The following is a 12394-nucleotide window of genomic DNA, read 5'->3' as shown; positions in this document are numbered from 1 at the left end:
CCACGGCCTTGAGCCAGGAGGAGACCGTCCCCTCGGTGACGGACTCACCCAGAGCCGGCATCTTCACCTCGGTACCTTCGGCCGAGCCCCCGGTCTGGGGGGCGACAGGCTCCGCGGCAGCTGCAGGGGCGGACTCGGGAGCCGCCTGGGCAGCAGGGGCCGGCGTCTCAGCCGCTGGTGCGGGGGCGGCCGGATCCGGAGCCGAACCTGCCTCGGAGGGGTCGCCGATGATGGCCAGGACGGTGCCGACCTCGACGGTCTCGTCCTCGGGGACGCGGATCTCCAGCAGGACGCCGGATGCGGGGGAGGGGACCTCGGTGTCCACCTTGTCGGTGGCGACCTCCAGCAGGGGCTCGTCGGCCTCGACGGTGTCACCCACGGCCTTGAGCCAGGAGGAGACCGTCCCCTCGGTGACGGACTCACCCAGAGCGGGCATCTTCACGGACTCTGACATTGCTGTCTTCCTTACTCTCGTCTAGCTGGATCAGCCGTGGTTGTGCAGCGGCTTGCCGGCGAGGGCCATGGCGGCCTCGCCGAGGGTCTCGTTCTGGGTGGGGTGGGCGTGGACCAGGGAGGCGACGTCGTCGGCGTCGGCCTCCCAGGACACCATGAGCTGGCCCTCTCCGACCTGCTCGCCCATGCGGGCACCTATGGCGTGGAAGCCCACGATGGGACCGTCCTTGAGGGAGACGAGCTTGACGAAGCCCTGGGTCCCCAGGATCTGGCTCTTGGCGTTGCCGGCCACATTGAACTCGGCCGTGGTGACGTTGTCCTTGCCGTGGATCTCGGCGGCCTTGGCCTCGGACAGACCCACCGAGGCGATCTCGGGCTCGCAGAAGGTGACTTTGGGGACCAGGACGTCGTCGACCGGGGTGGGGTCCAGGCCCGCGATCCTCTCAGCCACGACGATGCCCTGGGCGAAGCCGCGGTGGGCGAGCTGGACACCGGGGACGATGTCGCCTACGGCCCACACACCGGGGACATTGGTGCGGCCGTACTCGTCGGCCAGGACGAAGCCGCGGTCCATCGCCACCCCGACCTCCTCGTAGCCCAGGTTGGCCGTGGCCGGTCCGCGGCCCACGGCGATGAGCAGGACCTCGGCCTCGTGGGTCTTGCCGTCCTGGGTACGTACGGTCACGCCGCCGTCGTGGCGCTCGACCGACTCGAACATCGTGTTGGTGCGGAAGGTGATCTTGCGCTTGCGGAAGGCGCGCTCGAGCTGCTTGGAGATCGCCTCGTCCTCGTTGGGGACCAGGTGAGGCAGACCCTCGATGATGGTGACCTGGCTGCCCATGGAGGCCCAGGCAGAGGCGAACTCGACCCCGATGACGCCGCCGCCCAGGATCACCGCGGAGGCGGGGACGTGGTCCATCTCCAGGGCCTCCTCGGAGGTGATGACGCCTCCGGAGATCTCCTGTCCGATGGTCTTGGAGTAGGAGCCGGAGGCGAGGATCACGTTGCGGCCGGTGATGCGACGACCGTCAACCTCGACGGCGTCCGCGGCAACCAGGCGTCCCCAGCCCTGGATCAGGTCGATGCCCCGTGAGGAGACCAGGCCCTCAAGTCCCTTGTGCATCCGCGAGACGATACTGTTCTTGTACTTCTGGACGCCCGGCATGTCCACGCCCTCGAAGGCGGCCTTGATACCCACTGCGGCAGCCTCGCGCACGGCATCGGCGGTCTCGGCGGCGTGCAGCAGGGCCTTGGTGGGTACGCAGCCGCGGTGGAGACAGGTGCCCCCGAGCTTGTCGGCCTCGATGAGGGCGACCTTGAGGCCCAGCTGGGCGCCGCGCAGGGCGGCGGCGTAGCCCCCTGATCCCGCACCCAGAATGACCATGTCGTAGACGGTCTCTGTCACGAACTCACTCCTTGTTGGTTGGTCACGACGCCCTTGCGGGGCGGCTCGGCACGGGGCCATTGTTCCACCTGAGGAGTGGGTGCAGGAGTCAGCGGGGTTGCCGTTTAGGGACTAGGGTCCTGAAAATGCGGTGATACGTATCACTGTACATGGGTTGGTGTCAGTGACCTGCTTCGACGGACCGCAGTGAAGGCTCGCACGGAGCCCGGTTGTGCTACCGCGGAGCCTCGCCATCAGCCCTCCGGCCACTTATGGAAGGACGCCGACCTCGGCGGACAGCGAACGGAGCAGCTCCACCAGGGTCGAGACCCCCATCCCGGTACCTCCTGTGGGCGTCAGCCCCCAGGGCGAGGAGTCATTGTAGGCGGGTCCGGCAATGTCGAGGTGCGCCCACGGCCTGCGACCGACGAACTCGCGCAGGAACAGTCCCGCCGACAGCATCCCGCCGGCCCGAGAACCGACCTTGGTGTTGCGCAGGTCCGCGAATGGGGAGTCCAGGGTCGCGCGCAGGTGAGCGGGCAGCGGCATCGGCCAGAAGGACTCTCCCGCTCGCTGGGCGGCGGCCACGACCTCCTCGCGAAGCTCCGGTGTGCCCATGACCGCCGCCACATGGTCACCTAGGGCAACGATTTGTGCTCCGGTCAAGGTGGCCACGTCCAGGACGGCATCGGGTTCCTCCGTGACGGCTCGGGCCAGGGCGTCAGCCATGACCAGACGACCCTCAGCATCGGTATTGGTGACCTCCACGGTGGTGCCGTCGAACATCGTGATGATGTCACTGGGGCGCTGGGCGTCGGCGCCCGGCATGTTCTCGGCCAGCGCCAGCCAGGCGGTCACTCGGATCGGCAACGTGAGGCGAGCGGCCGCCACGACGGCGCCCAATACCGTGGCCGCGCCGGCCATGTCGGACTTCATCTCCGGCATGGAGGCGGCCGGTTTGAGGGACAGGCCACCTGAGTCGAAGGTGATGCCCTTGCCGATGAGCGCTACGTGTTTGGGGCGGGCCGCCTCGCTGTCGCCCGCCGACCGGATCCCGCTCGTGTTCTCGCCGTTCTGCGAAGGAACCCATTCCAAGCGAACGAGGCGTGCCGGGTGCACCGAGCCTTGGGCGACTCCAAGGATCCCGCCGAATCCCTGTTCGACCAGCATCGGGGTGTCCCACACCTCGACCGTGATCCCGGCCTCCTGTCCGGCTGAACATGCCCTCTCCGCGAACACCTCCGGGGTCAGGCGATTGGGGGGCTCGTTGACGAGGTCGCGGGTCAGGGTCGTGGCCTCCACCAGCGCCAGGGCGTCGGACAAGACCGCTTTCCCCTCCGGTGTATCGGACAGGGATGAGACGATGAGGATGCTCTTCAGGGCGGGAGCCTCCTCCGAGGAGGACGCGCGCGCTGGTCGGTCGTCGTTCCTCGCGGCCTTCCAGGAGTAGGTGCCCAGGGCCGCTCCGTGCGCAACAGCGGCCAGCTGTGCCTCGGAGAGGGATGGTAGCGCCAGGATCGCGGAATCGGTTCCGGCCAGCGCCCGGGTGGCGCGCCCGGCGGCCCGACGCAGTAGCCCCGTCTGGTCATACCCCAGAGCGGCCTCGTCGTCGGTGATGATGGCAAGGGGATCCGTGTCGGCCCACCCCGAACCGACACCGACGACAAGAATCGTTGCTGGACCGTGGTATGTCGTGGTGCTCACCGATGAGGCGGGCAGACGTACCACGGAGTCCTGAGCACCGGAGAACCCCAGAGAGGGAAGCAGTGCCGCCAGCGCATCGATGTCGAGGCCCTCCAGGGCGGTGCCGGAGGGCGGCTGGAGGCCCTCCAGGAGGATCTCGGGGACGTCGGTCCTGCTCTTGCCCGGCGCGGCCGCCAGGACGAGAGTGCCGGCTACCGGCACGGCGTCGGCACCTACTCGGTCGTTTGCTTGTTCTTCAGCGGCCTTCTGCGCCTGAGCGGCAGCCTCGACGGTGTCAGCGCCCTGCTCGGACTGTGCGGGCCCGGCCTCCGGTGAGTCGATCTCGTCCTGTGCGCCGATAGTGTCGGGTTCCCGGGGGTCACCGATAGTGTCGACCTCGGCCTGCCTGGTGAGGTCGGTATCCTTACAGCCATCGTTCACCGAGGCGTGCGCGTTCAAGGATCTTGTCAACTTAATGGTGCTCACGTTGTGAATAGTAACGTTGCGGCATTGGTTAGAGGCTGAGCCGGCACCTCGCGTGCCGGAGGCCATCATGTGCATGATGTGGAAAGGTCGTTCCCATGGACGAGCACTCATCGGTGAGGACGGTGCAGGACACCCGTCGCCCCGCTTACGGCTGGGGACGCATCCTGGTCGGCGTCTTCGCCGTCTTTGGTGCGATTGTCCTTGTTCCGTCCATGATCTCGCTGGTGCGTAGCCCCGATGAGGCTCCTGCAGTCCGGTCCTTCAATCTCTTGGGAGGGGGGCTGTACATCCTCCTTGCCGTCTGCGTGGCCCACAACGGACGCCGGATGCGCAACATCGGTTGGATGTGCCTGGGCGCGCTGGCCACCATGGCCGTGCTCATCGGGGTGCTGACCTTGAGCGACGCCTCCACCCCCACCGCCGATCTCGGAGTGTCGGTGTGGGCGTACTGGGGCCGGTCAAGGTGGTACCTGCCGACGGTCCTGCCGGCGGTGGCCGCCGCCTGGATGTGGATGTCTGACCCACGGCGCATCGTGGTCAACGCCGAGCGCATCACTGAGCTGTCCGACACCCTGACCGAGAGCCTCACCGAAAAGGCTCGTGCCGTTCAAGAGGGCCGTGCTCTGAAGAGCTCCAGAGGCGATGATCAGGAATTCGGTACTGCGTCCGCCTCGGATCGCAGTGACAAGCAGTGAGGAGCAATGAGGAACGGGCAGCGACTGGTGGCCGGAGGTGAACGGGGTCACTGGCGCCATGGACGGCGGACGCTATGCGAGCTGAGTCGACCGAACCGGCTGATCCGACGTCGGGGAACAGGACGCGAGTACCACCTGTCCTGCAGTCGGGAGCCCAGTGAGGTGTACGCCGCGGCTGCAGCGCGGGCACTGGCCTGGACCTCGTAGATCCTGTCGACGACGGTCCGCTGACTCACCCAGCCCACCAGCCGCCGGCCGTCGCAACCTGATGCTCGGGCGACCACCGGCAGCCCCTCAAGAGGGGTCCTGGTCAGGGCCTCGAGCACGTCGGTGGCCTCGGCCTCGCAGTTCAGGTGATCGGAGACCAAGGGCAGATCCGCCGCTGTCAAGCTCGGTCGGGAGGCGTCACCGGTGTCGGTGGTGTCGATTCCTCCCCTCAGGAGCGCGTCGGTGAGCTGGGTCATCGTCACGCATCCGAGCAGTTCATCCATTGGCAGAAGATCGTTGTCGGTGCTGGCTCCGGCGTCATCGGAGGTCGGATCCGGGGGATCGCTGTGAGCGTTGCTGCCGGAGTCGTCCGCCACCCGGACCACGGGTAGGACTGAAGCACCGTATCGGATCATGAGAGCGGCCGCCTCGTGCACCGTCGTCGTGGCCTCGATCGTCGCGGGCGGGTCCACCATGAGCTGGGAGGCCCGGGCACGGCCCAGGAGAGTGGCGGTCATCGGGTCCTCGACGTCCTCTCCTCGACGGCGCAGCTCCTCGGTGAACAAGGTGCCCCGTGACAGGAAGCGGCTGGCGAAGGTGGCCAGCACTGTGGCCAGCATGAGGGGCAGCAGCAGCGCGTGCTGGCTGGTCATCTCAATGATGAGCAGGACGGCTGTCATCGGGGCTCGAGCGGCACCGGCGAAGACCGCCCCCATACCGATCACCCCGAAGACTCCGGCCGCCGGGGTATAGCTGGGAGCCACCAGCGTCCCGAAGGCAGCTCCGAGCGTCCCGCCGATGAACAGTGATGGTGCGAAGACTCCACCGACGAAGCCCATCCCCAGCGTCAGCGAGGTGGCCAGCATCTTGCCCGCGCACAGTACCAACAGCAGCACCAGGGTGTAGCGCCCTGCCAGCGCCCGGTTGAGCGCCGCCGAGGACTCCCCGTACATCTCCGGCAGGACGATCAGTATGCCGCCCACTGCCAGGCCTCCGATACCGGGGCGCACCCAGATCGGGACGCCCAACCGTTGCCAGGTGCGGGTCAGAGTATCCAGTACGATGAAACGAAGACGCATGAAGCCGATGCCGACGCATCCGCCAACCACGCCCAGGAGGGCGACCCAACCGAGCTGGGCGTCCCCGGACAGGTCCAGGTAAGGAAGCGACAAGGACAGAGTCGTCCCCAGAAGGTGATGCGACAGAACCGTCGAGGCCACACAGGCCAGGACAATGACGATGAAGGCGTCGGCGCTGAAGCCCATGAGGACGACTTCCAGGGCGAAGAAGGCTCCTGCCAGCGGAGCGTTGAAGGCCGCGGCGATCCCGGCAGCGGTGCCGGCGGCCGCCAGGTGACGCACCGGGAGCCTCGGTAGGCGCAGTCCTCGCCCGATGAGGTTCGCCGTCGAGGCGCCCAGTTCGGCGATCGGTCCCTCCGGGCCCACTGAGCCGCCGCCGCCGATCGTCAGGGCCGACGACGTTGTCATGGCCAGAGCCGGCAGCGGTGCCATCGTGCCGTCACTGTGGCGCGTCGACCAGATGACGCCGGCCACCCCGTGGCCGGTGGGCGTATTCCCCAGCCGGGACATGACAGGCCCCACGATGATTCCCGAGACCACCGGGGCCACCATGACGAACCAGGTGCCGAGCGCTGCAAGCGACCCGACCGAGGGCCCCATTGACTCCGTGTAGTCGTCGGCACCACTGAGCAATTGGGACCAGGCGTCGATCCCCAGCCGGAACAGCACGGCGCCAAGTCCGGAGGCCAGCCCCACTACCACCGCCAGGATGTAGAGCCCGAAACGATGATGACGGAAGAGACTGCCCATACGCCTTGACAGAGGCTGGGACAGACTCCTCCAGGCGCGTTTCATCAGCGCAGATTCTCCACCTTGACCATGAAGGTGTCCTCCTCGCCACGCTGCTCGGACTCGGAGCCGGCCGCGCCGATGTTCCACACCTGGCGATAGAAGCTCAGCTCGGCCTCGTAACGGCGCCGGATATTCGCCGCCAGACGGAAGCCGTGGCCCTCACCCTGGAAGATCTCCAGGGCGACCGGTGCTCCGGCCGCCCTGAGTGCCTCGTACATGGCGGTGGCCTGCTCGGCCGGGACGATCGGGTCCTCTGAACCCTGGATGAGCAGCAGCGGCACACTGATGTCCTCGATGCGGTTGATAGGGCTGCGCTCGTCGAGAACCGGGGCGTCAATGTCCTGGGTGCCCATGAGCTGGCCGATGTAGTGCGACTCGAACTTGTGGGTAGTGCGTACCAGTCGCCTGAGATCAGTCACTCCGAAGCAGGAGCTGGCCGCAGTGAACACTGTGGAGCGAGTGATGGCCGACAGCACTGTGAAACCTCCAGCCGATCCACCACGGATCGCGATGCGGCGCGGATCCACGAGCTCGGCGTCCACCAGGTGCTGGGCTCCGCTGACACAGTCGTCGACGTCGTAGACGCCCCACTTGCCCTCCAGGGCCTTGCGGTAGCCCGTTCCGTAACCCATGGAGCCGCGGTAGTTGACGTCGAGGTAGGCGAAGCCCCGGCTGGTCCAGTACTGGATGCGCAGGTCGTAGCCGGGCACGGCCGTCGCCGTGGGGCCGCCATGGACGTTGACGATGAGGGGAGGCAGCTCGTCCTCGCCCCCCACATGAGAGGCCGACGTCGGTGGGTAGTAGAATCCGTGAGCGTTCGCGCCGTCGCTCGTGGGCCAGGAGACCGGATTGGGGAAGGACACCCCGACCCCCTCGGGCTCGAACTCACCCGAGCCGCGCAGCACCTGGACCGTGCCGTTCCTGACCTCCACGATGCTCGGCATCGTCATCTCATTGGAGGCCAGCATGACGACCCGGCCGGCGCTGGAGGCCACGTTGCCGATCGGCTGCCACCCCACGTTCCATTCCTCGAGCTCACCGTTGGCGAGCCTGATCGTCCCCAGGTGCGAGACCGCGTCCCGGGCCCAGGAGGTGATGATGTGGTCGGCGTCGAGAACATCGAAAGAGTGCGGACCCAGTTGCCAGGCGGGGTTGGTGAAGGTGGCCTCGGCCGGGTGCAGGGGTCGGGTGCGCAGTTTCTGGGACCAACCCGGACGGTTGGTGCCCCGCACTGGGAAGCCCTCGGTACGGTAGAGGTTCCAGTAGCCCGAGGCGTTGGAGCCGTGAACCAGCTCGCACTCCTCGGTCCAGCGGGGCTCGGAGACCGAGTGCCCGTCCCCGCCGTCCACGAGTGCCCGTTCGCCGATCGTCCCGTCCGGGCCGAGGTCGCCCACGTGCAGCGAGGCGTTGTCCCACGGCATTCCGGGGTGGTCCCAGGTGATCCAGGCCAGGTGCTCACCGTCGGGTGACAGCGTCGGGGCGACGACGAAGTCCGTCCCCGACACGAGCGTGCGTACGCGCGAGTCGTCGCGCGCGGCCGAACCGTCCAAGGGGATCGCCACCAGGGTGTTGACGGCCTCGCCCTGACCGCGATGGTCCTCGCGGACCGCATAAACCAGCCCACGGGCGGTGTCGATCTCCAGATCACCGTGACGCACATCGCCATAGATCGTCAGCGGGACCAGGCCGCGCAAGCGGTGCGCCACGTCGTAGCGGTAAAGGCGTCCATCACCGGCGTGGGAGACCACGATGATCCCACCGTCGACGGCGTAGGCCCGCCCACCGTACTCGTGCACCCTGGTGCGCACATCGACCAGTTCGTCAGCCGGTGTCAGCGGAAGCACCTCACCGATCTGACCATCTCCGTCACGCCGCAGCAGGACATTGCGGCCGGCCTGCGAGGCACGTTGCTCCACCCAGTAGGTATCGCCACCGTCCACCCGGACCTGGGACAGGAGAACCGTCCGGGTGGTGATCGTGCCCGGAGTGATGGGCGAGGGCCAGGTGCCGAAGGGGGCTGTGGTGCTCATGGTTCCTCCTGGAAGGCCGTCCTGAGGGCGGTCGAGCGATCGAGAACGATGCTGCCGACCGGCGGGGGCGAACGGTCCCGACGGTCAAGGCATACAGTACGTGCTCATCCGTGACCCGTGTGACACGCAACCGTGTGGGACAAGGAGCGCTCTATGCTGAAGACTGCCGTTGAACGATGGCGCCAGGATAAACACCACTGCCAAGGCATCATCGAGCCCTCACCGGCTACCCTTTCCCGGGTGCCTCTCCAGCCAATCCGCCACTTCGGTCTCCAGTGACGCACCACCGCATGAACGACAACTCATCACCTTCAAAAGGAGGCGCACCGTGCCAGCAGTCGAGCACACTGGACGGCCCGCCAAGCAGGTCGGCCGGGCGCTTCTCCCCTCGGTGCGAAAGCCCGCCGAACTCGATCGGTTCACCAGCGAGGAACTGGTGGCGCTCGCGGCGGAGATCCGGCGCTATCTCGTCACCTCGGTCGCTCGCACCGGGGGTCACTTGGGACCCAACCTCGGCGTCGTCGAGCTGACGATCGCCCTGCACCGGACCTTCCGCTCGCCACGAGACACCATCGTCTTCGATACCGGTCACCAGGCCTACGTCCACAAGCTGCTCACCGGTCGTCAGGACTTCTCCCACCTGCGTGAGCGAGATGGGCTGTCGGGCTACCCGTCACGGGCGGAGTCCGTCCACGATGTTGTGGAGAACTCCCACGCCTCCACCTCGCTGTCATGGGCGGACGGAATCGCCCGCGCCAACCACCTTCAGGGCCACGACGAGCGTCATGTCGTTGCCGTCATCGGCGACGGCGCCATGACCGGGGGCATGGCCTGGGAGGCGCTGAACAACATCGCCGACTCCGCTGACAAGCACCTGGTCATCGTCGTCAACGATAACGGCCGCTCCTATGCCCCCACCATCGGTGGGCTGGCCCATCACCTCGACGCGCTGCGTACCAACCCCGGCTACGAACGCGTTCTGTCCGGGGTCAAGCGGACCCTGCTGTCCCAGGGGGCGCCTGGTCGAGCCGCCTTCGACGCCCTGCACGGTCTCAAACGGGGACTCAAGGACGTCCTGGTCCCCTCGGCGTTCTTCGAGGATCTAGGGGTCAAGTACACCGGCCCGGTCGACGGCCACGACATCACCGCCCTCGAGTTCGCTCTCACCCGGGCTCGTGAGTACGCGGAGCCGGTGATCGTCCACGTCATCACCGAGAAGGGACGGGGGTACACTCCGGCCGAGGAGGATCACGCCGACCGCTTCCACGCCGTCGGGCGCATTCACCCTGAGACGGGTTTACCGGTGGTGCCCTCGCGGTTCGGTTGGACAGCCGTCGTCGCCGAGGAGTTGGTGGAGCTGGCTCGCGATGATGAACGGATCGTCGGCATCACCGCGGCCATGCAGCAGCCGGTCGGTTTACAGCCACTTGCCGACACCTTGCCCGAGCGCGTCATCGATGTCGGTATCGCCGAGCAGCACGCGCTCGCCTTCGCCGCTGGGCTTGCCTTCGCCGGGATGCGCCCGGTGATCGCTCTGTACGCCACCTTCCTCAACCGCGCCTTCGACCAGGTCCTCATGGATGTCGGCCTGCACCGGGCGGGCGTCACGATCCTGCTGGACCGGGCCGGCATCACCGGCACGGACGGAGCCAGCCATAACGGCATGTGGGACATGGCCTTGCTGGCTCATGTTCCGGGCTTGCACCTGGCGGCGCCCCGAGATGAGGCGACGTTGCGTCAGGCGCTGAAAGTAGCGATTGGTGCCGACGACGTCCCGACCGTGGTGCGCTACCCCAAGGGTTCCCTGCCCGCCGCCTTGCCCGCCCTGCGTACCATGGGGGAGGAGGACGGGATGTTCTGTGCGGTGGACGTCCTGCTGGACACGCTCGGCGCTGCTGCCGAGATCACGGACGCTCGGGAGGAGGCCGGAGCGCTGCTACTGGTCGGAGTGGGCGTGATGGCCTCCGCGACTCTAGAGGCCGGCCGATGTCTGGCCATGGAGGGACTGGCGGTGCGGGTGGTCTCCCCACGCTGGCCGGTGCCCGTGCCTGCGGCACTGGTGGAGATGGTGCGCCACTGTCGGGGGGCGCTCGTGGTGGAGGACGGACTCGTCGACGGTGGGGTCGGCTCCCAGTTGCGTGACGCCGTCGAGGATGCGGCACTGGCCGACGGCACCGGGATCGTTCCACGGGTGATGCGCCTGGGCGTGCCGCGTCGTTTCCTGCCCACGGCGGACCGTGAGGAGCTGTTGGCCGAATTCGGCATGGATTCGGATGGGATCTGTGCGGCGGCACGACGGCTTGCGGGGCGGACGAAGGTCTGAGCCCCATGAGGCTCGGCGCCCCAGACGTCGTCTACGTCCTGAGACTCCGTAGGCACGTGCCGCCCGTCGGACACGCCCTCACGATCGTGGTCGACGGTCGGTTCGGTGAACGTGCTCGAGGCCGTGTCGCCGACATCGCCGGGACTGTCGTCACCGGTTCCCGGTCCGGGACCTTGGGGCCGACTAAGCGTTCCGAGACGGTGCTCGGCGCTTCCCGGACCGCTCAACCGTGGTGGCGTGACCGATGAAGATTGGGACGCCCGTCCTAATTGACTCAGCAGTCCCGGAATCTGGAGGTGTGCCCGGACTCGCTGGATGTTGTCGGAGGAAGAGCGGCATTGTCGTCAGGTGGAGAACGTTTTTCTGAACAGCAGATAGAAGGACTTATGTCCCAGATTGGATTGATGCCGATCGGCCTGTGAGTCATCACACCGGCGCTTCTTGGGACTAGTGGCCCACAAGGCATTCTCGGAGTTCTATTCTGAGGGCGACGGCGCGCCGATGTGCCGCCTCGCCTCACAAGGGCGACAGCAACCGGGTGGCTCTCCGGTCACCCACACGAGGAGGGCACGGATGACCACTGAGGTCACAACATCTGCCACCACGGCGAGCGGCAATGATGCCTGGGAGGGCTTCGTTACCGGACCGTGGACCGAGGACATTGACGTCCGCGACTTCATCCAGCGTAACTACACCCCCTACGACGGTGACGCCTCGTTCCTCGCCGGCGCCACGGACAAGACTCTGCGCCTTTGGAACACCCTGGAGAAGAAGTACCTCTCCGAGGAGCGCAAGGTCCGCATCCTCGACGTTGACACCCACACTCCCGCCGACATCGACGCATTCCCCGCCGGGTACATCAGCGAGGACGACGACGTCATCGTTGGTCTGCAGACGGACTCACCGCTGCGCCGCGCCATGATGCCCAACGGTGGCTGGCGCATGGTGGAGACCGCCATCAAGGAGGCGGGCAAGGAGGTCGACCCCGAGGTCAAGAAGATCTTCACCCGCTACCGCAAGACTCACAACGACGCGGTCTTCGACATCTACACCCCGCGCATCCGCGCGGCGCGCTCGAGCCACATCATCACCGGCCTGCCCGACGCCTACGGCCGCGGCCGCATCATCGGCGACTACCGCCGCGTGGCCCTGTACGGCGTCGACCGGCTCATCGAGCTCAAGCAGAGGGCCAAGGACGCCGTCGCCAACCAGCCCTTCTCCGAGCACTGGGCCCGCTACCGCGAGGAGCACTCCGAGCAGAT

Annotated in this window: 8 protein-coding genes; 3 read left to right on the top strand and 5 right to left on the bottom strand. The window is 67.1% G+C overall.

Going from position 1 to position 12394, the window contains the following annotated elements; all coding sequences use genetic code 11:
* The 3 genes from RWR81_RS10115 to RWR81_RS10105 all read right to left on the bottom strand — a co-directional run.
* On the bottom strand, nt 1-454 hold a 454-nt coding region (locus tag RWR81_RS10115), incomplete at its 3' end, for a biotin/lipoyl-containing protein (RefSeq protein WP_314457407.1).
* A 30-nt stretch (nt 455-484) separates the two neighbouring features.
* Nucleotides 485-1858, bottom strand: coding sequence for a dihydrolipoyl dehydrogenase (gene lpdA, locus RWR81_RS10110; RefSeq protein WP_314453099.1), 1374 nt, complete (start codon nt 1856-1858; stop codon nt 485-487).
* Nucleotides 1859-2107: 249 nt separating this feature from the next.
* The gene (locus RWR81_RS10105; RefSeq protein WP_314453097.1) at nt 2108-4072 is read right to left on the bottom strand and encodes a leucyl aminopeptidase; all 1965 of its coding nucleotides are present in this window, start codon (nt 4070-4072) and stop codon (nt 2108-2110) included.
* Nucleotides 4073-4101: 29 nt separating this feature from the next.
* On the opposite strand from RWR81_RS10105, the gene RWR81_RS10100 reads away from it, so the two are divergent.
* Nucleotides 4102-4701, top strand: coding sequence for a hypothetical protein (locus RWR81_RS10100; protein WP_314453095.1), 600 nt, complete (start codon nt 4102-4104; stop codon nt 4699-4701).
* Between the two features lie 47 nt (nt 4702-4748).
* Here RWR81_RS10100 and RWR81_RS10095 read toward each other — a convergent pair whose 3' ends face one another.
* Nucleotides 4749-6782 (bottom strand): chloride channel protein, encoded by a 2034-nt coding sequence (locus RWR81_RS10095; RefSeq protein WP_314453093.1) that lies wholly within the window; start codon nt 6780-6782, stop codon nt 4749-4751.
* Complete coding sequence (locus RWR81_RS10090; protein ID WP_314453089.1) at nt 6782-8809, bottom strand: prolyl oligopeptidase family serine peptidase; 2028 nt, start codon at nt 8807-8809, stop codon at nt 6782-6784. Before RWR81_RS10090 ends, RWR81_RS10095 begins: the two co-directional genes overlap by 1 nt.
* Nucleotides 8810-9137: 328 nt before the next feature.
* Here RWR81_RS10090 and dxs point away from each other — a divergent pair, with 328 nt between their 5' ends.
* A complete protein-coding gene (gene dxs, locus RWR81_RS10085) occupies nt 9138-11132 on the top strand; it encodes a 1-deoxy-D-xylulose-5-phosphate synthase (RefSeq protein ID WP_314453086.1) in 1995 nt (664 codons plus the stop codon).
* Nucleotides 11133-11705: 573 nt separating this feature from the next.
* Nucleotides 11706-12394: pyruvate formate lyase family protein (locus RWR81_RS10080; RefSeq protein ID WP_314457403.1), on the top strand; the 689-nt coding region annotated here is incomplete at its 3' end.

Origin of the sequence: uncultured Actinomyces sp. (assembly GCF_963526355.1) — a bacterium.
In the GTDB taxonomy this organism is placed as follows: Bacteria; Actinomycetota; Actinomycetes; order Actinomycetales; family Actinomycetaceae; genus Actinomyces.
The sequence above is the reverse complement of the archived record's forward strand: the minus strand, read 5'-3'. Positions and strand labels throughout refer to the sequence as shown.

Bases quoted from the DNA above. Each gene is read 5' to 3' on its own strand.
- RWR81_RS10090 (WP_314453089.1), bottom strand. From the start codon at position 8,809: ATGAGCACCACAGCCCCCTTCGGCACCTGGCCCTCGCCCATCACTCCG.
- RWR81_RS10095 (WP_314453093.1), bottom strand. From the start codon at position 6,782: ATGAAACGCGCCTGGAGGAGTCTGTCCCAGCCTCTGTCAAGGCGTATG.
- RWR81_RS10105 (WP_314453097.1), bottom strand. From the start codon at position 4,072: ATGGCCTCCGGCACGCGAGGTGCCGGCTCAGCCTCTAACCAATGCCGC.
- RWR81_RS10100 (WP_314453095.1), top strand. From the start codon at position 4,102: ATGGACGAGCACTCATCGGTGAGGACGGTGCAGGACACCCGTCGCCCC.